Annotated in this window: 20 protein-coding genes and 4 tRNA genes; 9 read left to right on the top strand and 15 right to left on the bottom strand. The window is 70.4% G+C overall.

Annotation, left to right across the window (positions count from 1 at the left end; genetic code table 11):
* Window positions 1–405 precede the first annotated feature (405 nt).
* A complete protein-coding gene (gene murA, locus AC3DEV_RS16340; RefSeq protein WP_256820134.1) occupies window positions 406–1,689 on the bottom strand; it encodes a UDP-N-acetylglucosamine 1-carboxyvinyltransferase in 1,284 nt (427 codons plus the stop codon).
* A gap of 72 nt (window positions 1,690–1,761) precedes the next feature.
* Between murA and AC3DEV_RS16335 the strand changes: the two genes are divergently transcribed.
* Window positions 1,762–2,337, top strand: a complete 576-nt coding sequence (locus AC3DEV_RS16335; RefSeq protein ID WP_256820133.1) for a cob(I)yrinic acid a,c-diamide adenosyltransferase — start codon at window positions 1,762–1,764, stop codon at window positions 2,335–2,337.
* A gap of 59 nt (window positions 2,338–2,396) precedes the next feature.
* Here AC3DEV_RS16335 and AC3DEV_RS16330 read toward each other — a convergent pair whose 3' ends face one another.
* The 7 genes from AC3DEV_RS16330 to AC3DEV_RS16300 form a co-directional block, all read right to left on the bottom strand.
* Window positions 2,397–3,281, bottom strand: coding sequence for a LuxR C-terminal-related transcriptional regulator (locus tag AC3DEV_RS16330; protein ID WP_256820132.1), 885 nt, complete (start codon window positions 3,279–3,281; stop codon window positions 2,397–2,399).
* 181 nt (window positions 3,282–3,462) lie between these two features.
* Window positions 3,463–4,698: a CobW family GTP-binding protein gene (locus tag AC3DEV_RS16325; protein WP_488372768.1), complete on the bottom strand. Its 1,236-nt coding sequence runs from the start codon at window positions 4,696–4,698 to the stop codon at window positions 3,463–3,465.
* The gene (locus AC3DEV_RS16320; RefSeq protein WP_256820130.1) at window positions 4,686–5,471 is read right to left on the bottom strand and encodes an enoyl-CoA hydratase; all 786 of its coding nucleotides are present in this window, start codon (window positions 5,469–5,471) and stop codon (window positions 4,686–4,688) included. Before AC3DEV_RS16320 ends, AC3DEV_RS16325 begins: the two co-directional genes overlap by 13 nt.
* A gap of 85 nt (window positions 5,472–5,556) precedes the next feature.
* Window positions 5,557–8,814 (bottom strand): arabinosyltransferase domain-containing protein, encoded by a 3,258-nt coding sequence (locus tag AC3DEV_RS16315; RefSeq protein WP_488372767.1) that lies wholly within the window; start codon window positions 8,812–8,814, stop codon window positions 5,557–5,559.
* An 87-nt stretch (window positions 8,815–8,901) separates the two neighbouring features.
* A tRNA-Phe gene (locus tag AC3DEV_RS16310) sits at window positions 8,902–8,975 on the bottom strand.
* A 49-nt stretch (window positions 8,976–9,024) separates the two neighbouring features.
* Window positions 9,025–9,101, bottom strand: a tRNA-Asp gene (locus AC3DEV_RS16305).
* Window positions 9,102–9,253: 152 nt separating this feature from the next.
* Window positions 9,254–9,326, bottom strand: a tRNA-Glu gene (locus AC3DEV_RS16300).
* Window positions 9,327–9,429: 103 nt separating this feature from the next.
* Between AC3DEV_RS16300 and AC3DEV_RS16295 the strand changes: the two genes are divergently transcribed.
* The 3 genes from AC3DEV_RS16295 (at window position 9,430) to phoU (ending at window position 11,605) form a co-directional block, all read left to right on the top strand.
* Window positions 9,430–9,505, top strand: a tRNA-Lys gene (locus AC3DEV_RS16295).
* A gap of 61 nt (window positions 9,506–9,566) precedes the next feature.
* Window positions 9,567–10,745 (top strand): tRNA dihydrouridine synthase DusB, encoded by a 1,179-nt coding sequence (gene dusB, locus AC3DEV_RS16290; protein ID WP_475395988.1) that lies wholly within the window; start codon window positions 9,567–9,569, stop codon window positions 10,743–10,745.
* Between the two features lie 77 nt (window positions 10,746–10,822).
* Window positions 10,823–11,605, top strand: a complete 783-nt coding sequence (gene phoU / locus AC3DEV_RS16285) for a phosphate signaling complex protein PhoU (RefSeq protein ID WP_256820127.1) — start codon at window positions 10,823–10,825, stop codon at window positions 11,603–11,605.
* An 89-nt stretch (window positions 11,606–11,694) separates the two neighbouring features.
* Here phoU and pstB read toward each other — a convergent pair whose 3' ends face one another.
* The 6 genes from pstB to AC3DEV_RS16255 form a co-directional block, all read right to left on the bottom strand.
* Window positions 11,695–12,471: a phosphate ABC transporter ATP-binding protein PstB gene (gene pstB, locus AC3DEV_RS16280; protein ID WP_067712029.1), complete on the bottom strand. Its 777-nt coding sequence runs from the start codon at window positions 12,469–12,471 to the stop codon at window positions 11,695–11,697.
* A gap of 16 nt (window positions 12,472–12,487) precedes the next feature.
* Window positions 12,488–13,402, bottom strand: a complete 915-nt coding sequence (gene pstA, locus AC3DEV_RS16275; protein WP_488372766.1) for a phosphate ABC transporter permease PstA — start codon at window positions 13,400–13,402, stop codon at window positions 12,488–12,490.
* Window positions 13,402–14,454 carry a phosphate ABC transporter permease subunit PstC gene (pstC, locus tag AC3DEV_RS16270; RefSeq protein WP_120284455.1) on the bottom strand — a complete coding sequence of 351 codons (1,053 nt, stop codon included), beginning with the start codon at window positions 14,452–14,454 and terminating at the stop codon, window positions 13,402–13,404. Before pstC ends, pstA begins: the two co-directional genes overlap by 1 nt.
* 77 nt (window positions 14,455–14,531) lie before the next feature.
* Window positions 14,532–15,638 carry a phosphate ABC transporter substrate-binding protein PstS gene (pstS, locus tag AC3DEV_RS16265; protein ID WP_488372765.1) on the bottom strand — a complete coding sequence of 369 codons (1,107 nt, stop codon included), beginning with the start codon at window positions 15,636–15,638 and terminating at the stop codon, window positions 14,532–14,534.
* 253 nt (window positions 15,639–15,891) lie between these two features.
* Window positions 15,892–16,863 carry a mycothiol synthase gene (mshD, locus tag AC3DEV_RS16260; RefSeq protein ID WP_488372764.1) on the bottom strand — a complete coding sequence of 324 codons (972 nt, stop codon included), beginning with the start codon at window positions 16,861–16,863 and terminating at the stop codon, window positions 15,892–15,894.
* Window positions 16,860–17,549 carry a winged helix-turn-helix domain-containing protein gene (locus tag AC3DEV_RS16255; protein ID WP_067712021.1) on the bottom strand — a complete coding sequence of 230 codons (690 nt, stop codon included), beginning with the start codon at window positions 17,547–17,549 and terminating at the stop codon, window positions 16,860–16,862. Before AC3DEV_RS16255 ends, mshD begins: the two co-directional genes overlap by 4 nt.
* An 82-nt stretch (window positions 17,550–17,631) precedes the next feature.
* Here AC3DEV_RS16255 and AC3DEV_RS16250 point away from each other — a divergent pair, with 82 nt between their 5' ends.
* The 4 genes from AC3DEV_RS16250 to AC3DEV_RS16235 all read left to right on the top strand — a co-directional run bounded on the left by AC3DEV_RS16250 (window position 17,632) and on the right by AC3DEV_RS16235 (window position 20,571).
* The gene (locus AC3DEV_RS16250; protein WP_259822057.1) at window positions 17,632–18,372 is read left to right on the top strand and encodes an LmeA family phospholipid-binding protein; all 741 of its coding nucleotides are present in this window, start codon (window positions 17,632–17,634) and stop codon (window positions 18,370–18,372) included.
* Window positions 18,373–18,382: 10 nt separating this feature from the next.
* A complete protein-coding gene (locus tag AC3DEV_RS16245; RefSeq protein ID WP_067712016.1) occupies window positions 18,383–19,213 on the top strand; it encodes a sulfurtransferase in 831 nt (276 codons plus the stop codon).
* Window positions 19,214–19,261: 48 nt separating this feature from the next.
* Window positions 19,262–19,762 carry a DUF8021 domain-containing protein gene (locus tag AC3DEV_RS16240; RefSeq protein WP_488372763.1) on the top strand — a complete coding sequence of 167 codons (501 nt, stop codon included), beginning with the start codon at window positions 19,262–19,264 and terminating at the stop codon, window positions 19,760–19,762.
* Between the two features lie 119 nt (window positions 19,763–19,881).
* Window positions 19,882–20,571 carry a heme-binding beta-barrel domain-containing protein gene (locus AC3DEV_RS16235; protein WP_374210689.1) on the top strand — a complete coding sequence of 230 codons (690 nt, stop codon included), beginning with the start codon at window positions 19,882–19,884 and terminating at the stop codon, window positions 20,569–20,571.
* A gap of 28 nt (window positions 20,572–20,599) precedes the next feature.
* Here the strand turns inward: AC3DEV_RS16235 and AC3DEV_RS16230 are convergent, their stop codons facing one another.
* Window positions 20,600–21,508, bottom strand: coding sequence for an aminodeoxychorismate lyase (locus AC3DEV_RS16230; protein WP_256820121.1), 909 nt, complete (start codon window positions 21,506–21,508; stop codon window positions 20,600–20,602).
* Between the two features lie 39 nt (window positions 21,509–21,547).
* Here AC3DEV_RS16230 and ygfZ point away from each other — a divergent pair, with 39 nt between their 5' ends.
* Window positions 21,548–22,711: a CAF17-like 4Fe-4S cluster assembly/insertion protein YgfZ gene (ygfZ, locus tag AC3DEV_RS16225; RefSeq protein ID WP_488372762.1), complete on the top strand. Its 1,164-nt coding sequence runs from the start codon at window positions 21,548–21,550 to the stop codon at window positions 22,709–22,711.
* Window positions 22,712–22,753: the final 42 nt, after the last annotated feature.

Below are 22,753 nucleotides of genomic sequence, written 5' to 3'. Positions count from 1 at the left end.
AAACTGGCTGTTCAAACAAAAACGCGACCCCCACGACAGGGATGTGAAAGGGTCGCAACCAAACAAAAAATTTGGCACTATCACAAACAAAACACACTGTTGAGTTCTCAAACAACACCCACACACCACTCCCCAGTCATCCGAAGACAACCAGCTCGCGGGACAGTCACTGCAATCCGCCACCCGCTCGGGGCAACTTCTCCAGCGTAGGTGACCCGCCCGCCCCAGTCAAACCAGGAGAACCGGACACCCGCACTTTCCCACCACCCGAACCAGGCCCTCGCCTCTCGGCTCCGGCCCGCTCCCTGGCGGCTCCGATAAAGTTACACGGGCTGCGGCGAAAGTACTAATCGCCTGGTCAGAGGCGGTTTCGGCGCTGCGTGCCCGATCTCCGCCCCGTCGACCTCAACGATGGGTGGACACTCGCTCGATCTCGCCGCCGAGGGACCGGACGTTCCCGACGAAGTCGGAGTATCCCCGGTCGATGTGGAAGACCTCGCAGACCTCGGTGACGTCGTCCGCGCACATGCCGGCCAACACGAGCCCGGCCCCGGCGCGGATGTCGCTCGCCCAGACCGTCGCGGAGTCCAGGCGTTCGCGGCCGACGATCTTGGCGTGGTGACCGTCGGTCTCGGCGGTCACGCCCATGCGGACCATCTCCTCGACGAACCGGAACCGTGCCTCGAAGAGGTTCTCGGTCACCACCGACACCCCCTCGGACACGGAGGCGAGTGCGATCGCCATCGGCTGGAGGTCGGTGGGGAAACCGGGGAAGGGCAGGGTCCGGATGTCCCGGGCCCGCGGTCGGCCCTCCTGGGCGACCCGGATCCAGTCGGGCCCGGTCTCGACGTCGGCACCCACAGCGCGCAGGTTCTCCAGCACCACGTGGATGAACATGGGGTCGATGCCGGTGACGGTGACGTCGCCCCGGGTCATCACCGCACCCATGGCCCAGGTGGCCGCGACGATCCGGTCCCCGACCACCCGGTGACTGACCGGCGTCAGCTCATCGACGCCGCGGACGGTGATCGTGCTCGTCCCCGCGCCGCTGATCTGTGCCCCCATCTCGTTCAGCAGGTCGCAGATGTCGACGATCTCCGGCTCGCGCGCGGCGTTCTTGAGAACCGAGGTGCCCTCCGCCAGGACCGCCGCGGTCACGAAGGTCTCGGTCGCGCCGACGGACGGGAAGCTCAGCTCGTAGTTCGCGCCCCGGAGCTCGGTCGCATCGGCGACGAGTCGGCCGTGGTCCATGCGGGTGCGGGCGCCGAGCCGGTTGAGTCCGTTCTGGTGCCAGTTGAGGGGACGGCTGCCGATCGCGTCTCCGCCGGGCATCGCGATCACGGCGCGATGATGGCGGCCGACCAGTGGTCCCAGGATGCACACCGACGCGCGCAGCTTCTGAGCCGCCTTGTCGTCGGCCACGTGCCCCAACTCGGCCGGGGTGTCGATCACGACGGTGTCGCCGGAGACCTCGACCGTGCACCCGAGGTGGCGCAGCACATCGGCCATCGCGGGGACGTCGGAGATCGTCGGGCAATTGGTCAGCGTCGTCCGCCCCTCGGCCATGAGCGCCACCGCCATCAGCTTGAGCACGCTGTTCTTGGCGCCTGATACGGAGATCTCGCCGGACAGTCGGGTACCGCCGCGGACGAGGAAGCTCTCCTCGCGGGACGTGGGATTAGCGCTCACGGTTCCACCCTAGGCGAGAGGAGGGAGGGATCCGCTCCAGCCGCGGCCCCGCGGCAGCGTAGGTTGGCCGACATGGCTGTTCACCTGACCAAGATCTATACCCGGACCGGCGACGACGGGTCCACGGGCCTGTCTGATTTCTCGCGCGTGAGCAAGAACGACCCCCGACTGGTGGCGTACGCGGACTGCGACGAGGCCAACGCGGCGATCGGCGTGGCCGTGACGCTCGGCGGCCTGGACGACCGTGTCGTCGCGGTACTGCGGACCGTGCAGAACGACCTCTTCGACGCCGGCGCGGACCTGTCGACGCCGGAGGTCGAGGACCCCAAGTACCCGCCGCTGCGCATCGAGCAGGCGTACATCGACCGGCTCGAGGGCTGGATCGACCAGTTCAACGCCGAGGTGCCGGACCTGACGTCGTTCATCCTGCCGGGCGGGACCCCGGGGGGTGCGTACCTGCACGTCGCCCGCACCGTCACCCGACGGGCGGAGCGTTCGGCGTGGGCGGCCGTCGAGGCGCACCCGGAGACGACCTCGGTCCTGCCGGCGAAGTACCTCAACCGGCTGTCGGATCTGCTGTTCGTCCTGGGCCGGGTCGCGAACCCGGAGGGCGACGTCCTGTGGGTGCCCGGCGGGGAGCGCGGCTGACCGGCGCTCAGCGGACGGAGCGCGGCTGACCGGACCGCGACCGGCCGGAGCGGTGCGGGTCAGGGCAGCGCGCCCATGCGGCGCGCTGCGTTGACCGCCTCGAACCGGGTGTGCGCGTCGAGTTTCCGCATCACCGACCGCAGGTAGCTCTTCACCGTCTCGGCACCGATGCCCATGTCGGCGGCGGTCTCGATGTTGGTCTTGCCCTGGGCGACGCACGCCAGCACGTCTAGTTCGCGGCGGGACAACCGCGCGGTGGGCATCTCGGGCGGCGGGGAGACCATCTCGGCGCAGATGCGTTCGAGCTCCGCGCGGACGTCCGGGTCCTCGGTGCGTGAGGCGAGCATCCGCAGGCGGGCGTGGGTCTCGCGCATCCGCTCGTTGGACAGCACGTCGTCCCACCGGCCCTCGCCGGAGCCGGGCCCGACCGGGGCGGCGCCGCGGGCCGCCAGTGCGTCGTTGACCGCGATCTCCTGTTCCAGGGCACGGGCGGTGGCCGCCATCTGGTTGAGGACCTTCTCGCCGAACCTGACCGAGGAGTGGACACCGGCGTAGATCACCGCGCGTACGTCCTTGCCCACCACGACGGGGATCGCGGCCATCGACCGCAGCCCCTCGGAGAGCACCGGCAGGTCGTACTCGTGGGTGATGACCCCGGCTCGCGGGTAGTCCGCCACGCCGACCGGCTTGCCGGTGGCCATGACCCGACCGCCCACGCCGGCCCCGTAGTGGACCTTGAGGTCCTTCATCGCCGAGGTCCGCATCCCGAGGGACTCGGACAGGACCAACGTGTGGCCCTCCCCGACGACACCACCGATCGTCACGGGGATTCCCGTGGCCTCCCGCAGCGCCGCGATCGCGCTACGCACCGAGGCGAGGTCACGCTTGCGTCGCTGGGCGTCCCCGGCGCCGCTCGGGCCGTGGCCGGTGTTGTCCTCGTCCACGAGGTCTCCTCCCTCGTCCGTGCAGCACCCCCGCCGCGGGCGGTTGGCCCCCCTGCCGGTGCGACACTTCGGCGTCGTCAGCGCCACTATACGCACGTGGCCGGGGTGACGCCGAACCAGAACATGAGAGAGGCGTCAGGTCGTCGGGGGTACCGGCCGCAGCTTCGTCCCCGCGCCGCGGTCAGGGGGTGAAAGCTGGATCGAATGCCTCCGGATCCTCGGGATCGGCCAGCATCGCGGCGACCCCGGTGACGGGCGCCGCCCGCTGTTCGTCGTAGATCCATTCCTCGACGTCGCTGGAGTCCGGGTCGCCGACGAGGTACGGGTGCAGGCCCAGCACGGCCGAGGCGTCGACCGTCTCCCCGGTGTCCAGCACGGTCTCGTCGAGGAAGCGGACCACCTCGTCGTCGTCCATCTCCACGCCGATCACCACCAGACCCTCCGGACCCTCTCCCCCGGCGCGCAGCTCCAACCGGCGGCCCACCAGGGCCACCTCGTAGCGGCGGGGGCCGTCCGCGCCTGCCAGGGTCAACGTGCCCTTGGCGCGGTAGGCGCCGGCCGGCGGCGCGGAGACCGCGGTGAGGAAGCGGCGCGGGTGCAGAGGGCCGGCCGGCGTCACGGTGACGGCCGTGTAGCCGTCATGCAGGTGTCCGTGCTCGCCGTGTCCGTGGTCGCCGTGTCCGTGCTCGCCGTGCCGGTGGGTGCCGCCGGACGTCGCGGCGGGCGCGGCGGTCGGTGGGCCGTCGGGGGCCATGTCCAGGAGCAACCCGGCCGGGACCGCGGCGCGGACCGCCGGGAGCACGGCCACGCGCGGGGCGTGGGTGCGGATCGTCGCCCGGAGCTCGCCGAACCGCTCGCGGGTGACGAGGTCGCATTTGTTGACGACGACGAGGTCGGCCTCCGCCAGGTGCGCCGCGAGTCGCGGATGTCGCTTCATGGCGTCATCGAGGCCCTCGGCGTCGACGACCTGGACCATCCCCGCGTGGCGCGCCACGTGCCGCGGCACGTCGTGGACCATCCGCGACAGGACGGGCGGCTCGGCCAGGCCACTGGCCTCGATGACCGCGAGGTCCAGGCCGAGTTCCGGGTCCGCGAGCCGGGTCAGGGTTTCGCCGAGCTCACCGGCGTCGACCTCGCAGCACACGCAGCCGTTGGCCAGCGAGACCATGGAGTCCACCCGGCCGGCGACGGCGGTGGCGTCCACGTCGATCTCGCCGAAGTCGTTGACGATCGCGGCGATGCGCAGCCCCGGTGTGCCGGACAGCAGGTGGTTGAGCAGGGTGGTCTTGCCCGCGCCCAGGTACCCGGTGAGGACGAGCACGGGCAGGGGCTCACCGGGGGCGCCGTGCGCGTCGTGCGTCCCGTCACCGCCCCCGGCGAGGTGCCCGTGCCTCAGTCCGTCGTTCAGCGACGCCACTCGGGCTTCCGCTTCTCCGCGAACGCGGACATGCCCTCGGTCTGGTCCTCCGTGGCGAACAGCGCGTAGAAGGCGTTCTGCTCGGCGAGCAGGCCCTCCTCGAGGGTGGTCTCGAAGGAGCGGTTGACCGCCTGCTTGGCGACGATGGCCGTGGTCTTGCTCATGGAGGCGATCTTGGTGGCGACCTTCATGGTCTCGTCGAGCAGCTCGGCCGCGGGGACGACGCGGGCGACCAGGCCGGAGCGCTCGGCCTCGTCGGCGTCCATCTGGCGGCCGGTCAGGCACAGGTCCATGGCCTTGGCCTTGCCCACCGCGCGGGTGAGGCGCTGCGAACCGCCCATGCCGGGGATGACGCCGAGGGTGATCTCGGGCTGGCCGAACTTGGCGTTGTCACCGGCGATGATCATGTCGCACATCATCGCCAGCTCGCAGCCGCCGCCCAGGGCGAAACCGGACACGGCGGCGATGATCGGCGTGCGCGCGGCGGTGAGGCGCTTCCAGTCGTGGAAGAACCGCTCGAGGTAGATGCCCGGGTAGTTCTTGTCCTTCATCTCCTTGATGTCGGCGCCGGCCGCGAAGGCCTTCTCCGACCCGGTGATGACGATGCACCCGACCCCGGGATCGCCGTCCAACGCCTCGACGGCCTCGACGACCTCCTTCTCCATGCCGCTGGACAGCGCGTTGAGCGCCTTGGGGCGGTTGAGCGTGATGGTCGCGACCCGGTCGGTCTGCTCGACCAGGATGTTCTCGAACTGCTTCTCCGTCACGGACATGCGTGTCTCCAGTCTGTCGTCGTCAGGTGCCTGTGCGCCATTACTTGGAAGTCCTTGTAATAGCTCCGGGGCCGATGCTAGCCGGTCACCGCGCGAGCGGCCCACCGTTCCACAGTCCCGACCGTACGGCCTCGTCGTGGGTGACGGTCGCCTCGCGCGCCTCGGGCACGAGCGGGGTGTACCGCACGAGCGATCCCCAGTCGCGGTCCCAGTCGTGTTCGAGGTAGGTCGGCACCGTCTCGCCCTCGAGCAGCAACTCGATGAACCCGATGGGGCCACCGCCGTCCCACGCCTGCCACGTGTTGGTGGAGCTCACGGCCAGTCCCCGATCGGGCAGGACGCGGTACTCGGGCAGTTCGTGGACGCCGGCGTACTCGTCGAACGGGCGCAGGCACGGGGTGTGGAACGCGACCGCCCAGTCCGGCAGCACCGGCCTCGAGTCGCCGACCAGTTGCTGCATGGTGACCAGCTCCGGCATGCGCGGCGGGGTGAACGCGATCCACCGCGACGGGTCCGGGTCGAGGTCGCGGACGACCAACCGGATGGCCGTGGCGTCGTCGGGCAGGGTGTCCGTCGGTACGCGCAGGTTGCGCCAGGACGGAGCCGGCCCGATGTCGATCGGCAGGACCGAGCCCGCCACCTCGAACTCCCCGCCACCGGTGGAGTACTCGACGAGCACCGCGTCGAGAGCGAAGGACCCGGCCACGCCGATCGTGACGAGCGGGTTCTCCCTCTTCCGGTCGTTCTCCCCCGCCCCCTCGGGGAGCCGGTACCAGTCGGTGGTCGTCTCCGCGTTGAACTGCGCACCCGACTGGTGGCTGCCGAGGACCGGCACGCGGGCGGGGTCGAGTCCGAACGGCAGGACTGCGTGGCTGCCGTTGATGCCCTCCCCGATGCGCACGCCGCCCTCGGTGCCGGCGGTGGTCGACGTGGTGTCGGAGCCCTCGCCGGTGCCGGGGGTGTCGGTATCGGCCGCCTGCGTGGCGGTGAGGTCGGTCGGGATCCCGTCGGGGTCGAACACGACCGCCTCGCCGCCGGCCTCGAGCTGGTCCCGGGGCTCGCCGACGGGGGCGAGCAGGCCGGCGTTGGCGTCGGGCTCGGCGAGCACGACATCGGCGATGCCGCACGGCTCGCCGGAGAGAGCGCGGAGGTTCTGCAGGCCCACCGAGTACGCGGGGTACTGGTTGCGGACCGCTGCGGCCATGGAGGCGACGATGACGACGACGACGAGGGCCGCGGCCAGCCCGAGTGGGGCGTGGGAGACCTCACGGGCGAACCGGAGCAGGGGGCCGCGGTCTCCACCGTCCCGCTCCTGCCCGGTGCGCGTCATGAACGGCTCCCGGTAGTGCAGGACCAGGGCGGCGAGGAGTGCCACGAGCATCAGCCCGAGGAACACGGAGTACAGGGTGATCCCGGCGATGGTGGGCTGGGTGCCGCCCCACGGGATGCCGTAGATGGAGATGTACCACCAACCGTTGGTGGAGGTGAAGCTCAGCGCCAGGACGAACAGGACGCCGGCGAGGAAGAGCATGCGGTTGCGCAGCGACCTGGTCGCCGCCGGGAGGACCGCCATGGTCACCAGCGCCGCCAGCGCCGCGCCGATGGTGGCGAAGGCGCCGAAGTGGTGGGTCCACTTGGTGGGGTTGAGCGCCATGAACGCGATCGAGATGGCCGCCAATCCCACGATGCGGCGGGCGGGGCCCACGGACACCCCGGGGATCCGGCCCTTACGGAACAGGATCGCGGCGCAGGTGATGAGGGACAGGAGCATGGCGAGTACACCGAAACGGCGGGCCAGCGAGCCGTCCGGGGTGGGGTTCATCAGCCATTCGTAGCGCCACACCTCCTCGTACCAGCTGCCCGAGGGGCCGACATCCCCGAGCAGCGCCGACGACTGCAGCGTGGTGACCAGCGGCTGGTCGAGGAAGATGAGGTGCAGCACGCCCAGTCCGGCCGCCAGCAGCGGCGCGACGGTCGGTACCCAGCCGTCGCGCTTCGCGCGCCGGATGACGAGCAGCAGTAGTGGCCTGGACGCGGCGAGGATGACCGCGATGCAGAACGTTCCCGTGGGCGCTGCGGACAGGGTGAGCCCACCGATGATGAACCCGGTCGCCGCGGGTAGCAGCCGTCCCGTCGCGAGTGCCCGCTCGAGCGAGACCCAGGTGGCCAGGACACCGAAGGCGATGATCGGTTCGGGCCGGAGGCCGTTGTTGTAGGTGAGCCAGAACGCGAGGAAGACCGCGGCGGTGCTCCACCGCACGGCCGCGGCGCGGCGGGCGGCGATGCCGAGCCTCGGGATGACCTCCCGGGACAGCAGGATCCACGAGGCGATGCCGAGCAGCAGCGCGGGCAGTCGGAGCCAGACGCTGCCCAGCGAGATGGCGCTCATCGCTGTGTAGAGGTAGTACGGCATGCCGAACGGCGCGTACGGGGCCCCGTAGTAGCGGAACACCTCGGGCATGTAGCCGCTGGAGACGGCAGCGCGCGCCTCGGTGAGGATGTAGCCGTCGTCGGCGGTGTTGGCCCCGATGACGTGCCACACCAGGAGCGTCGCCACGACCAGCAGGTCCAGCGGACGCGGTTTCCACCAGCCCGGTGGGAGGATGCGTCGCGCGGTCCGCCCGTCCCGCAGGTCGAGCCGGTGCAACGCGACGAGTGCCACGAGGATCGCGAGGATGCCCACGACGATCGCGATCTGCTTGATGGCGGTCGCCTGCGTGGTGTAGCGCGAGTCGACCGTGATGTCGACGGCCATGCCCTCCGGTGCCGCGCCCTCCAGGTCGGTGAACACCCCGACCACCTGTGGACGGAGGTCCGCGTCGATCCGGCCCCCGACGCCCTGCCCGTCGATCTCCAGGCCGACGAACTCGGCACCGATCGAGCCGGAGTCGGCCGTGACGCGGATCGTGGAGCACGCGCCGGGCGCGGCGACCGCGTCGGTGGGCGCGGAGGCGACGAGCGCGTTGCGGCTGCGGACCTCCACGTCGGGGCCGGCCACGGACACCATGAGCGCGCGGGCCGCCGCGCTCTCCCCCGCCTCGCGGGGCGCGGTCGAGACCAGCACGCCGTCCTCGCGGCCGTCGGGCAACTGCCCGACGGCCGTGCACGGCACCTCGACGGTGAGGTCGAGCGGGTAGTACGCGACGAGCGGCGCGGTGACCGGCTCGAGGGTGCCCGCCTCGGGCCAGCTGACGGTGGAGGTGGTCTGCGTGACCGGCAGCAGCGGCACGATGATCGCGAGCAGGATGCCGACGAGTCCGCCGACGGCGGCGACGATCCCCCACCGAGGTCCCCTACGGGACTTTTCCGGCACGTCAGGGACCTCGGCGGCAGTCGATGGCATGGCGTCCACGCTATAACGAGGGGAGGACGTTCCCCGAAACGACGAACGCGCCGGAGGGGGTTCCCTCCGACGCGTTCGTCGGTGTTGTGGCCAGAGTCGGGATCGAACCGACGACCTTCCGCTTTTCAGGCGGACGCTCGTACCAACTGAGCTACCTGGCCCTAAGACCACCGGCGCACCCGGTGAACACCGAATGCGCCGGTATGTCTCTGGCGACCCTGACGGGACTCGAACCCGCGACCTCCGCCGTGACAGGGCGGCGCGCTAACCAACTGCGCCACAGGGCCGTGCTCTTCGCACGAGAAAGAACACTAGTGGACCGCCCGACCTTTGCGCAAATCGGCCCCCTGCCAGCCGTATCCGAACACGTCAGAGGCACGTGGGCCATGAATGCACGAGGTCCCGGCCACCTGACGGTGACCGGGACCTCGACACTATGTACCCCCTACGGGATTCGAACCCGCGCTGCCGGCGTGAAAGGCCGGTGTCCTAGGCCGCTAAACGAAGGGGGCCTACGCCACGTCCGGGTGCCCCGGTCCGCAGCGGAGTCCAGTGTAGGGCACCGCCCACCGGGCGGATAAACCAACCGCACACGGGGACGGTATCGTGACCGTCGCCCCTATAGCTCAGTTGGTAGAGCTACGGACTTTTAATCCGCAGGTCGTCGGTTCGAGCCCGACTGGGGGCACCAGTCACCGCCCGGCGCGCGGGCTCATTGGACCTGCTCGCGCCCCGCTGGGAGAATCGGGGTCATGTCCGCACCCACCGCCGCCGCGGCCCCCGCACTGCGCATCGGCCCCCTGGAGCTCGCGTCCCCCGTCGTCCTGGCGCCGATGGCCGGGGTCACCAACGTCGCGTTCCGCACGCTCTGCCGCGAGATCGAGCGTGACCAGCAGGGCTCGGTGTCCGGCCTGTACGTCTGCGAGATGGTCACCGCCCGCGCCCTGGTGGAACGCCAGCCCGGGACGCTGCACATGGCCACCTTCGCCCCGGACGAGTCGCCGCGCAGTCTGCAGCTGTACACGGTCGACGCCGAGTACACCTACGCGGCCGCCAAGATGATCGTCGACGAGGACCTGGCCGATCACATCGACATCAACTTCGGGTGCCCCGTGCCCAAGGTCACCAGACGTGGTGGCGGGTCCGCCATCCCCTACAAGCGCCGGTTGTTCCGCTCGATCGTCGCCGCGGCGGTCCGCGCCACCGAGGGCACCGACATCCCGGTGACGGTGAAGATGCGCGTCGGCATCGACGACGCCCACCACACCCATCTCGACGCCGGCCGCATCGCCGTCGAGGAGGGCGCGCAGGCCGTCGCGCTCCACGCGCGGACGGCCGCCCAGCGGTACTCCGGGGAGGCGGACTGGTCGCAGATCTCCCGGCTCGTCGAGCACGTCGGGGCGGTCTCGGATGTACCGGTGCTGGGGAACGGCGACATCTTCTCCGCCGAGGACGCCGTGCGGATGCGTGAACAGACCGGCTGCGCGGGCGTGGTGATCGGCCGCGGTTGCCTCGGCCGTCCGTGGCTCTTCTCCGAACTGGCCGCACGGTTGGACGGTCGTGAGGCGCCGACCCCGCCCGCGCTGGGCGAGGTCGCGCGCATCATGTACCGCCACGGCGAACTCCTCGCGCAGCACCACGGCGAGGACAAGGGGATGCGCGACATCCGCAAGCACGTCGCGTGGTACCTCCGGGGCTTCCCGGCCGGATCGGAGAAGCGGGTCGGTCTGTCCGCCGTCCGCACCCTGGACGACCTGGCCGAGCTGCTCGCGGATCTCCCCGCCGACGAGCCCTTCCCGGCCGACGGGTACGGCCCGCGGGGGCGTCAGGGCTCCCCCTCCAGGGTGCTGCTGCCCGAGGGTTGGCTCGATGACCCGGAGGACGACGCCACCGCGCTCGAGGGCGCGGACGCCGAGAACTCGGGCGGCTGAGCCCGTCGCGGCCGAATGTTCACCGGTCGTTCACCGCACCGGCGGTAACCGCCCTGACATGCGCGTATCCTGGCGATATGCGTCTTGTCTACTCCGAAGAACTCGCGGGCCTGGCCACGTCCATGGCCCGGATGTGCTCCCTCGCGACCGATGACATGGAGCTGGCGACCCACGCCCTGCTCCAGGTCGACCTCGTCGCCGCAGAGAAGGTCCTGGAGTCCGCGACGGAGATGTCCCGGCTGGCGACCGAGAACGAGGAGCGGGGCTTCGCACTGCTCGCCCTCCAGGCGCCCGTCGCGCGTGATCTGCGACAGGTGGTCACGTCGATCCAGCTCGTGCAGGACCTCGTCCGGATGGGCACGCTCGCCGGCCACGTCGCCAAGATCGTCCGCCGTCGCCACCCCGAGCCGGTTCTGCCCGAGCCCGTCAACGGCTACCTCGCCGAGATGGGCCGGGTGGCAGTCTCACTGGGGCGCTCCGCCACCGAGGTCCTCCTCAACCGGGATGCCGAGCAGGCGGCCACGCTGGCACGGCAGGATGACGCCGTCGACGACCTGCGGCGTCATCTGTTCACCCTGCTCACCGTCCGGGAGTGGAAGTGGGGTGTGGCCTGCGCGGTCGACGTCACCCTCCTGGGCCGGTACTACGAGCGCTTCGCCGACCACGCCGTGGAGGTCGCCCAGCGCGTGATCTTCCTGGCGACCGGCGAGTACGCCACCGTGCCCGAGGACGACCCCGAGCGCCCGTCCCCCTCCAGCGAGGAACTGGTGCGCCAGTTCAACGAGACGGACCGGACCTTCAAGGAGCGCATCGCCCGCCACGAGGCGGCCGGCGGGGAGGGCCCCTCCGGGGGCGCCTGACACCGGGGGCCGGACGCATATCGACGACTGCCCCGGTACCGGCCTCGAGGCCGGTGTCGGGGCAGTCGTCGATATGCCGCAGGGACGGGTCAGCCGAAACGGCCGGACACGTAGTCCTCGGTCTGCTTGTTGTCCGGGTTGGAGAAGATCTTCTCGGTGGAGTTGACCTCGACCAGTTGGCCCGGCATGCCGGTGGCCTCGAGGGAGAAGAACGCGGTCTGATCGGACACGCGGGCGGCCTGCTGCATGTTGTGGGTGACGATCACGATCGTGAACTCGTTCTTGAGCTCGGCGATGAGGTCCTCCACCGCCAGCGTCGAGATCGGGTCGAGCGCGGAACACGGCTCGTCCATCAGCAGCACCTGCGGCTCGATGGCGATCGCGCGGGCGATGCACAGACGCTGCTGCTGGCCGCCCGAGAGTCCACCACCGGGCTTGTCGAGGCGGTCCTTCACCTCGTTCCAGAGGTTCGCGCCGCGCAGTGACTTCTCCGCGACCTCGTCGAGGGTCTTCTTGTTCTTGACCCCCTGGAGCCTGAGTCCCGCGACCACGTTCTCCTTGATGGACATCGTGGGGAACGGGTTGGGGCGCTGGAAGACCATCCCGATGGTCCGCCGGACGGCGACGGGGTCGATCTTCTTGTCGTAGATGTCCACCCCGTCGAGCTTGATGGAGCCCTTGACGTAGGCGCCCGCGATCTCCTCGTGCATACGGTTGAGGGAGCGCAACACGGTGGACTTTCCACAACCGGAAGGGCCGATGAAGGCGGTCACGGACCGCGGCGGGACGTGGAGGTCGACGTCCTTCACCGCGTGGAAGTCACCGTAGAAGATATCGACGTTCTCGAGGTCGAGTCGCTTTGCCATCTGAACCGATGTGTCCTTACTTGGTCTTCGGCGCGAGCGCCTTGGAAGCGAACGCCGCGAGAACGTTCGCGAGCGCGATGATGAGGATGAGCGTGAGAGCCGCGCCCCAGATGCGGTACTGACCGGCGTCGTTGGGGTTGGACAGCTGGTTGTAGATCAGCAGTGGCAGCGAGGCCATGTTGCCCTCGAAGAGGTCGTAGTTGTAGCTCGCGGTGTACCCCACCAGGATGAGCACGGGCGCGGTCTCCCCCATCACCCGGGCGAGCGCCAGGAAGATGCCCGAGATCATCCCCGACAGGGCGGTGGGGATGACCACGCTGGTGATGGTCTTCCACTTGGGCACCCCCAACGCGTACGAGGCTTCGCGCAACTCATCCGGGACGAGCTTGAGCATCTCCTCGGTGGAGCGGACGATCAGCGGGATCATGAGCAGGACCAACGCGAGTCCCACAGCAAAGGCGCTCAACTCGAACTGCAGCATCGTGATCCAGATGCCGAAGATGAAGATCGCCGCGACCACCGAGGGGACGCCGGCGAGGACGTCGACCATGAGGGTGGTGGGTCGCGCCAGCTTGGAGTCGGGATACTCCACGAGCATGATGCCGGCGGCGATACCCAGAGGGATCGAGATGACGGCCGCGATGAGCGCCTGGACGAGGCTGCCGTAGATGGCGTGACCGACGCCGCCGGCGAGCGACGACGGCGACACGAGGAAGAGCGAGTTCGTCCACCAGGTCGGGTTGATGATCGCCTCGGCCCCCGCGGAGACCACCTTGTAGAGCAGCGCGATCAACGGGATCACCGCGACGATGAACGACAGGGTGAACACCGCCGTCGCCACGGAGTTCTTCACCTTCCGCCCACCGGAGACGGGGAGGAAGGTCTCGGACGGCTTGGCCGGTCGTGCGAGGTCGGGGGTTACCTGGGACATCAGCCGTTGACCTTTCCACCGGACACCGAGCGCGCGATGAGATTGACGATGAACGTGAGGAGGAACAGCACGAGCCCGGCGGCGATGTAGGCCCCGGTCGACATTGGGTTGTTGAATTCCGCGGACCCGGAAGCGATCTTGGACGCGAACGTGAAGCCCCCGTCGAACAGGGAGAGGCCGCTGGCCGAGCTCGAGGCACGGAGGATGATGAGCACCGCCACCGTCTCGCCGAGCGCTCTGCCGAGGGCGAGCATCGACCCGGCGATCATGCCCGATTTCGCGTAGGGGAAGCACGTCATCCGGATTTTCTCCCACTTCGTCGCGCCGAGTGCCAGAGCGGCCTCCTGGTGCAACGACGGGGTCTGACGGATCGTCTCGCGGGACATCGAGGTGATGATCGGGAGGATCATGATCGCGAGCACGATGCCCGCGGTGAAGATGGTCCCGCCTCCGGCGATCGAGACGTTCCCGTCGGCGAAGAGGAAGAACCACCCCAGGTTCTCATTGAGCCAGGTGGCGAAGGGGGTGATCCACGGGCCGAGGACGATGAGTCCCCACATCCCATACACGATCGACGGGACGGCCGCCAGCAGGTCGATCATCGCCGACAGCGCCCGGGAGATCCGGGGTGGCGCGTACTGGACGAGGAATGTTGCGATCCCGATCGCGACGGGCACCGCGAGCAGAAGTGCGAAGACCGAGCTCAGGACCGTGACCTTCAACAGGTCGAGGATGCCGAACCTCAGGTTGTCGGGATCGGTCGTGTTCCACTCGGAACTGGTGAAGAAGTTGACCTGGTCCTCGAGGATGGAGGGCACGGCCTGGAGGACCAGCACGATGCCGATCAGCGCGATGAGCCCGACGATGATCGCGCCCGCCGCGACCGTGACCGACCGGAAGACGGAGTCGATATTCCGGGACGACCCGTTGGTGAGCAGGCCCCGTGGGCCGTCTCCCCGGCCCCCGGCCCCCGGGTGGTCGTCCTCCGACCATTCACCGCGGCGGCCGGCGGTCTTGTCGACGTCTCGTTCGACGGAGTCGTGCACAGTCATGGGACCTTCAGTCTTCCGGGGGTCTGTATGAGGTCGGTCGCCGTCCCCGTCCGCGGACGGGGACGGCGACCGGGCTATCACTTGATCGCGTCGATCGCGTCCGTCAGCTTGCCACGGAAGGCGTCGGGAACCGGAATGTAACCCTCGCCCTCGAGCTCACCCTGCACGGACTCGGAGACGGCGACGTTCAGGAAGGCCTTGACCGCAGCAGCGGTCTCGGCGTCGGGGTACTCGGAGCAGACGATCTCGTAGGTCGGCATGAGGATCGGGTAGGCCCCCGCGGCCTCCGGGACGTAGAAGGACGAGGTGTCGATCACCAGGTCGTTGGTCCCCTCGTTCTGCAGCTTGGCGGAGTCGATGGTCGTGCCCGCGGTCTCGGCGTTGAGCTCCACGCCCTCCGCGTCCGCCGGCGTGATGACCTTGGCCATCGACAGGCCCTGGTTCTTGGCGTAGGACCACTCGGTGTAGGTGATGGTCCCCGGGGTCTGGCCGATCGCGGCCGAGACACCCTCGTTGCCCTTGGCACCCTCGCCGACGCCGCCGTTGAACGTCTTGCCCGCCTCCTGGGTCCACGCGCCGTCGGACGCGGCCACGAGGTACTTCTGGAAATTGTCGGTCGTACCCGACTCGTCGGAGCGGAAGATCACGGTGATGTCCTGCTCGGGGAGCTCCACTCCCTCGTTCTCCGCGGCGATGGCCGGGTCGTTCCACGTGGTGATCTCGCCGTTGAAGATCTGGGCGATGGTGGAGCCCGACAGGCTGAGCTCGACCCCGTCGAGGTTGTAGGCCACCGCGATCGGACCGAAGACCGCCGGAAGGTTCCACGCCGGACTCTCACAGCGCTGCTCGGCCTTGGGGTACTCGTCCTCCTTCAGCGCCGAGTCGGAACCGCCGAAGTCGGTCTGTCCACCGATGAACTCCTTGACGCCGGCGCCGGAGCCGTTGGAGTTGTAGTCGATGGTCTGTCCCTCACAACTCGTGGCGTAGGAGTTGGCGAAGATCGTCATGGCGTTGTTCTGCGCCGAGGATCCCGAAGCGTTGAGGTTCGGCTTTCCCTCGCACTCGACGCCCGCGACGTTCTGGGCGGTCTCGTTGGTCCCCGCGTTGTCGTCGGAGCAGGCGGCCAGTCCGGCCGTCGTCAGGGCGGCCAGCCCGAGCAGGGCACCGGTGCGCTTGAGGTCCACAGAATCTCCTTGGTTCATCCGGTGGAGACCTCCACCGGGTCACGTTGTCGGCGACTGGGTCGCAGGGTCGGACCGGGACGCGCCGATCCGACGTGGAGAGAACCTAGGGTGCGGACGTGAACAACGCCGAGGACGTAGGTGAACCCGAGATGAACTCCCTGGTCATGGGCTGTTCACCCGGACAGACGTCCCTCCCCCCGCGGTACCCCACCTGGGGTGATCCTGAGATCTCGCCTCGGGACCGCCGCGGAATTCAGCGCGAGGCGTACGTCACGTCTCGGTGCTCGACGGCGAAACCGAGCCTCTCGTAGGTGCGGATGGCCGGGAGGTTGTCGCCCTCCACGTAGAGGACGACCGACTCCGCCCCGGCCCGGCCCTCGAGGTGCTCGACCCCGACGGCGGTGAGCAGACCGCCCAGGCCCCTGCCCTGGTCAGACGGGTCCACGGCGACCACGTAGACCTCGCCCTCGACCGGCTGCCCGGGCTCGGCGACTGTCTTCGTCCAGTGGAATCCGGCCAGCCGCGGCTTCTCGCCCGCGGCGTCCACGGCGAGGAAGACCGCGCCGGGATCCACCCAGTCGACGCCGAGCCGGTCGTCGAGCTGCTCTCGCGTCCAGCCCCCCTGTTCCGGATGCCACGAGAACGCGGCGTTGTTCACGCGGAGGAACTCCTCCCGGGTGTCCATCCCCGGCCACCGCGACCCGCCCTCCGACGCGGCCTCGGCGAGGGTTCCTGTCTCGATCCCCCCGGACGGGTGCGGATCCGCAAGCGCGGGCCCTCCGGCGGCGCGCCGGCGCATCTTCAGCAGTTCGCGTGTCCGCGCCAGCCCGAGGCCCTCTGCCAGGGCCCGCGCGGACGGCAGGTCACCGTGCGCCCACATCGCGGCGCCGGGCTCGGCGTCGAGGACCGCGCGGACGAGGGCGCTCCCGTGCCCCCGGCGCCGGTGCGAGGGGTCCACCACCAGTTCCGCCGAGGCCTCGTCCCCGGCGCCGACGAGCTGGGCGTAGCCGACGATCACGGGGTCGACGGCACCCCCGCCCGCGGCGGCACCGGGCTCATCGGGGTCGGTCGCGAGGAAGTGACGCGCCCCGCCGGCCGGCCCGCGGAGGGCCCGGAGGGGTTGCTCACCGAGGGGTGCGACCCCGTCAACCGATCCCGCCTGCCGGGCCATCGCCTCGATGCGGTCGGCGGCACCGGCGTCCGGTGCGCGTTCGGTGACTGTCATGCGTCGCCTCCGTCCTCCCTGCGATCCGACGGCCGGACCGCTTTGTACCCGACGTTACGGACGGTGCCGATGAGCGACTCGTGATCGGGACCGAGCTTGGCGCGCAGGCGCCGGACGTGGACGTCGACGGTCCGGGTTCCACCGAAGAAGTCGTAACCCCACACCTCCTGGAGCAGCTGCGCGCGGGAGAAGACCCGGCCGGGATGCTGGCACAGGTGCTTGAGGAGCTCGAACTCCTTGTAGGTCAGATCCAGGGGGCGCCCCTTGACGCGGGCGACGTAGGTCTCCTCGTCGATGACCAGCTCGCCGACCGTGAGGAGGCCACCGTCCGCCTCGCCCTGGGACGAGTGTCGCGCGGCGGCGAGGCGGAACCGGGCGTCCACCTCCGCCGGCCCGGTGGTCGGCAGGAGGATGTCGTCGAGGCCCCAGTCCCCGCTGACGGCGATCAGTCCCCCCTCGGAGACGACGGCGATGACGGCGAGGTCCCCGCCACCGGACAGCAGCCTGCACAGTGCCCGCGACGCCGCGAGATCACTCCGCGCGTCGACCAGGGCGAGTGCCGCACCGGAGAGATCCCCCAGCGAGGACGCCAGCGGCGGGAGTACACGCACCGAGTGCGGGAGGAGAGGCAGCGCGGGGATGACCGCCTCCGGGTCTGCTTCAGCGGCGAGGAGCACTACGTCCATGTCGCTTCCTCTCCGTCCGGGGGCCGAGACGATACTAGCGACCCGCACCCCCGAAACGGGGATTGGAGTACACCTGAATGCCATGAGACTCCCCCGCCCCGTCGTCATCGCGGCTGTCGCCGTGGCCGTCGTGGCCGGCAGCGCCTTCACCGTGGAGACGGTGTCCGCCTCACGGATCGAGGCCGACCTGTCCGGTCGGATCGACCCGGGGAACGCTGGTGACGGGCCCCCGTCGGTGACGATCGGCGGCGCGCCGGGTTCGCGGTGGTCCGGCCCGGACACCCTCGTCTCGGCGGCGATCCGGGTCGAAGGCGTCGACCGGCCCGGGCTCGGGCCGGTCGCGGTGGAGGCCGTGGCCACCGACGTCTCCGTGCCGCAGGACCCGACCGGTCCGCTGACCGCCGGGGAGGTGACGGTCTCGGTACAGATCACCGGGGCCTCGCTCGGCCCGGCCCTGGGGATGCGGGACGTGCTGGTCGGCGCGGCCGACGACCCGAGCCTCGCCGGGGGTACCGAGACCCGGGCCCGGGTCACCGGGACACTCGAGGGATCCGACGTCCGCGTCTCGGCGTTCGTCGACCTCGTCGTCGACGACCTCGGCGCACGGCTCGTCCCCGTGGCGCCCGCGACCGGGCCGGCGGGGTTCCCCGACGGCGACGGCGAGCTCGCCCTGCGCCGTACGGCACTGACGTTGGAACCGGACGTCCTCCCGCTGGGCGTGGCGGTCGAGACCCTCAGCATCACGGGCGGCACCATCACCGCCGCCGGTGACGGCGGGCCCGGCACCGCGCCGCTCGACGGCCTCGCACGGACGGACCTCTAGACTCGGGCCCATGAGTCGCGACGACGTACTGGTCAGCACCCGCTGGGCCTCCTCGCGCCTGGCCGACGACTCGGTGGTCTTCCTCGAGGTCGACGAGGACGTGACGGCCTACCACTCCGACGGGCACATCCCCGGTGCCGTCGCGCTGAACTGGCGAACCGAACTCCAGCAGGAGTACACGCGCGATCTCGTCGACCGTGAGCGGTTCGGCGAACTCCTGTCCGTTCGGGGCATCACCCGCGAGCACACCGTGGTGGTCTACGGCGGTAATCACAACTGGTTCGCCGCCTACGCCTACTGGTACCTCCGGCTGTACGGGCACCCCGACGTCCGCCTCCTCGACGGTGGCCGTATGCGCTGGGAACGGGACGGCCTGCCACTGGAGACCGAACTGCCGCAGCGCCCGGCGACCGAGTACGTCGCCGAGCCCCAGGACCTGTCGATCCGGGCGTTCCGCGAGGACGTGCTCTCGGGCCTCGGCAGTGACGCGCTCGTCGACGTGCGATCGGTCGACGAGTTCACCGGCCGGCTCGCCGCACCGGCCGGCCTGCCCCAGGAGGGCGGCCGACAGCGCGGGCACATCCCCGGCGCGGTGAGCATTCCGTGGAACCGAGCCGTCACCCGCGACGGTACGTTCCGGCCCGACGCCGAGCTCCGCGAGATCTACGCCGATCTTCTCGGCACCCCCGGGCAGCGCGTCGTCACGTACTGCCGGATCGGCGAGCGGTCCAGCCACACCTGGTTCGTCCTCCACGAGCTCCTCGATCAACCGAACGTCGTCAACTACGACGGCAGCTGGGTGGAGTACGGCTCCCTCATCGGGGTCCCCGTCGAGCGGTGAGCCGCGTGTTCACCCCGGCGGCCGGCGGGACTGGCTAATCTCGATCCCATGTCTCTCCTGTCGCGTGTGCTCGGTATGGCCGGGCGAGCCTCCGTCGTCGCCGTCGGCGCCGCGGTCGCCTCCACCGTCCTCGTGGGAATCGATCAACGCCGTGGGGCGACCCCGGCCGTGCCCGATCACCCCGGCCCCTACTCCCCCGAGGAGCGGGAGGCAGCCGTTCGGATGTACCTCACCGCGCTCACGGTCCCGGCCGCGGCGTTCCGTGTGCCGTTCGCGAAGGACTGTGTCCGTCGCGAGAACGGCCTGAAGACCGGGTTCGGGGCGGACCAGCTCCGGTGGGACCTCCACCTGCACCTGCAGTACTCGGTGATCCGCGAGGTCCGCGACATCGTCATCACCGTCGACCCGCCGGGGCGCGAGGGCGTCGTGCACGCGGACTTCACCCTGGCGACCGTCGTGGGCGCCACCGCGCGGGTCAGCGAGGACTTCGTCGTGCCCTCCGAGGACTGCCTCATCCACTCGATCGAGGCCCGCGTCTCACTCGGCTGAGAGGCTCGGGGTTAGGATTGGGCCATGGTGCTCTTCTTCGAGATCCTCCTGGTCCTCTGCACGCTGGCCATCCTGTGGGCCACCTGCTACATCGTGTACCGCACGGTCACCGACGAGTCGTGACGGAACGCGACCAGCCGAACACCGGTGACCCCGCGCCGCCCACCCCCTCAGGGGGAGGCGGCCGGTCGGTCGTGCCCGGATCCGGAAACGCGGCCGTCGACGCCGCGGCGGAGCGGTCGGAGGAGACCGCGCGCCGCAACATCGCCCCGTTCTCCGAACTCCCGGTCCCCGAGGACACCGCCAACCTGCGCTTCGGCCCCGATCTGCACCCGGGTCTGCTGGCCCTGCTGCCGCTCGTGGGCGTCTGGGAGGGTGAGGGCGAGGCCGACACCGAGGACCGCGGCCAGCACCGGTTCGGCCAACAACTCATCGTCGCCCACGACGGCGAGAACTACCTGACCTGGACCTCCCGCGCCTGGACCTTCGACGCCGGTGGCGCCGTGGACGACGCGGCCTACCGGGAGACGGGATTCTGGCGGATCTCCGCGGATGACCAGCTCGAGTTCCTCGTGGCCCACGCGTCCGGCGTGATCGAGATGTACTACGGCGCACCGATCAGCCAGTCGGCCTGGGAGATGACGACCGACGTGGTCCTCGCGTCCCCCACCGGACCCAAGCGTGGCGGCGCCAAGCGCATCTACGGGATCGTCGAGGGTGGCGACCTGGGCTGGGTCGAGGAGCGCGTCCACCCGGAGCGGGGCCTGGTGCCCCACATGTCCGCGCGACTGCGTCGGATAGCCGGCTAGCGGTTCCCCGCCCGGGTGGCGGGGCCCGTCACCCGCGGCCGACCGCGCGGTCGACCATGCCGACGACATCGATCCCGGGGTCCCCGGTCGACAGCGTCACATCGTCGACCCTGCGGACCCGCGCACACAGGGTCACCGAGGACAACAGCCACACCGCGTCCGCGGCCAACAGGTCGGTCAGCAGCAGCCGCTCCCGCCGCACGCGCACACCCTCGGCCCCGGCGATCTCCGCCATGGCCGCCAGGGTGGTGCCCTCGAGGATCCCCACCTCCGCCGGAGGGCTCACCAGCTCACCGCCGCGGGCGATCACCACGGTGGAACGGGGGCCCTCCAGCACCTCACCGTCGGAGGACAGGTAGACCACGTCGTCGAACCCGGCCGCGGCGGCGTGCCGCAGCGCCGCCATGTTGGCCGCATACGACAGCGTCTTGGATCCGAGCAGCAGCCACGGGGCGGACGCGGCGACGTCCGACGCATACCCCCGACCGAGGGCCGTCACCGCGATTCCCTCGGCCCGCGCCCGCAGGGCCACCCCGCTCACGGGCGCGACGGTGATGTAGGCCGTCTCCCGCCCGCCGCGCTCGGGCCCGCGGGACAGTACCAACCGCAGCATCGCCTCCGAGTCCGGCCCCCACCGGCGCGCGGCCAGGTCGATGCCCGCCAGCCACTGTTCCGGGGACGGCCCGGTCAGCCCCAGCGAGGCCGCTGATCTGGCGAGTCGCGCCAGGTGACGTTCCGGCTTGGCGGGGCGGCCACCGACGACGAGGAGTGTCTCGAAGCAACCGTCGCCACGGACGGCGGCCAGGTCGTCGGCCAACAACAGTGGCTGATCGGACGGGTGGACCCGGGGACGCGGCCCCTCCGGACCGCCCGCGACGAGGACGACCACCCGTGCGTCGTCAGTCCGATCGGTACCCGTTTCCACTGCTGTGCCCATGCCGCCCAACACTACGGCGGGGTACGTAGACTCGCGATCGTGACCGACCCAGTTGTGCCCGAGCGGACCGACAGCGGCTACCGCAGCCCGATCCTGACCCGCCCCGGAGCAGTGAACCAGGCCGACACCTCCCCCGACGTCGGGGTGCCGTACCACTACGGCGACCCGTTCGGGGAGCAGCGCGCGGCCGACTCCGCGCTGGTGGTCGTCGACCGCTCCCACCGGGACGTCCTGACCATCGGTGGCGGCGAGCGGCTGACCTGGCTGGAGGGCTTCGTCTCCCAGCACGTGTCCGAGATCCCGGACGGTGGCGGCGCCGAGACGCTGGTGCTGGACGCGAACGGGCGGGTGGAACACCACGCGGTCCTCGCCGACGTCGGCGGCACGCTCGTCGTGGACACCGAACCCGGCCGGGGAGCGGACCTGCTGCAGTTCCTCACCAAGATGGTGTTCTGGGCCGACGCGACACCGGAGACCGCGGACCTCGCCGTCCTCACCCTCACCGGCGCCGCCCTCCCCGCCACCCTCGAGGCACCGGACGGCACCGAGGTGACCCTGCCGGTCGGGGACTACGCCGGCATCCCGCTGCCGGGCGGCGGTGTGGCCCGGCGGATGCCCTGGCCCCTGACCGGATCGATCGACCTGCTGGTCCCGCGCTCCGAACTGAGCGCGTGGTTCGACGCGGCGGTCGCCGCGGGAGCGCGTCCGGCGGGTTCGTGGGCGTTCGAGGCCCTACGGGCGGCGGGGACGACCCCGCCGCGCGGCCGCCTCGGGGTGGACACCGACGAGAAGACCATCCCCCACGAGCTCCCCACCTGGATCGGCGATGTGGCGCAGCGCGGCGCCGTGCACCTGGACAAGGGGTGCTACCGCGGCCAGGAGACCGTGTCCAGGGTCCACAACCTCGGACGGTCGCCCCGGGTCCTGGTCCGACTCCAGCTGGATGGATCCGCCAGCGACGAACTGCCCGTGCCGGGCGCCGAGGTCCGCGCCGCCGGCCGCCCCGTCGGACGCGTCGGGACCGTGGTCCAGCACCACGAGGACGGACCGGTGGCCCTCGCCCTGCTCAAGCGGTCCGTGGCCGTCGACGCCGCCCTCGAGATCGACGGGGTCGTCGCCGCCGTCGACCCGGACAGCGCCCCGGAGGACACCGGGACCCAGGCCGGACGAGAGGCCATCCGCCGACTCCGCGGCCAGGCCTGACACCCCCGCGGGGGTCGGATCACCCCCGCGGGTCACTGCTGG

The organism is Dietzia sp. IBK-p2-15D, assembly GCF_057773105.1.
This window is presented reverse-complemented; position numbering and strand designations above follow the sequence as displayed.

What these genes read in the sequence shown, in the direction of transcription:
- AC3DEV_RS16335 (WP_256820133.1), top strand. Translation starts at nt 1,762, where the DNA reads ATGGCTGTTCACCTGACCAAGATCTATACCCGGACCGGCGACGACGGG.
- AC3DEV_RS16320 (WP_256820130.1), bottom strand. Translation starts at nt 5,471, where the DNA reads ATGTCCGTGACGGAGAAGCAGTTCGAGAACATCCTGGTCGAGCAGACC.
- AC3DEV_RS16315 (WP_488372767.1), bottom strand. Translation starts at nt 8,814, where the DNA reads ATGCCATCGACTGCCGCCGAGGTCCCTGACGTGCCGGAAAAGTCCCGT.
- dusB (WP_475395988.1), top strand. Translation starts at nt 9,567, where the DNA reads ATGTCCGCACCCACCGCCGCCGCGGCCCCCGCACTGCGCATCGGCCCC.
- phoU (WP_256820127.1), top strand. Translation starts at nt 10,823, where the DNA reads ATGCGTCTTGTCTACTCCGAAGAACTCGCGGGCCTGGCCACGTCCATG.
- pstB (WP_067712029.1), bottom strand. Translation starts at nt 12,471, where the DNA reads ATGGCAAAGCGACTCGACCTCGAGAACGTCGATATCTTCTACGGTGAC.
- pstA (WP_488372766.1), bottom strand. Translation starts at nt 13,402, where the DNA reads ATGTCCCAGGTAACCCCCGACCTCGCACGACCGGCCAAGCCGTCCGAG.
- pstC (WP_120284455.1), bottom strand. Translation starts at nt 14,454, where the DNA reads ATGACTGTGCACGACTCCGTCGAACGAGACGTCGACAAGACCGCCGGC.
- mshD (WP_488372764.1), bottom strand. Translation starts at nt 16,863, where the DNA reads ATGACAGTCACCGAACGCGCACCGGACGCCGGTGCCGCCGACCGCATC.
- AC3DEV_RS16255 (WP_067712021.1), bottom strand. Translation starts at nt 17,549, where the DNA reads ATGGACGTAGTGCTCCTCGCCGCTGAAGCAGACCCGGAGGCGGTCATC.
- AC3DEV_RS16250 (WP_259822057.1), top strand. Translation starts at nt 17,632, where the DNA reads ATGAGACTCCCCCGCCCCGTCGTCATCGCGGCTGTCGCCGTGGCCGTC.
- AC3DEV_RS16245 (WP_067712016.1), top strand. Translation starts at nt 18,383, where the DNA reads ATGAGTCGCGACGACGTACTGGTCAGCACCCGCTGGGCCTCCTCGCGC.
- AC3DEV_RS16240 (WP_488372763.1), top strand. Translation starts at nt 19,262, where the DNA reads ATGTCTCTCCTGTCGCGTGTGCTCGGTATGGCCGGGCGAGCCTCCGTC.
- AC3DEV_RS16230 (WP_256820121.1), bottom strand. Translation starts at nt 21,508, where the DNA reads ATGGGCACAGCAGTGGAAACGGGTACCGATCGGACTGACGACGCACGG.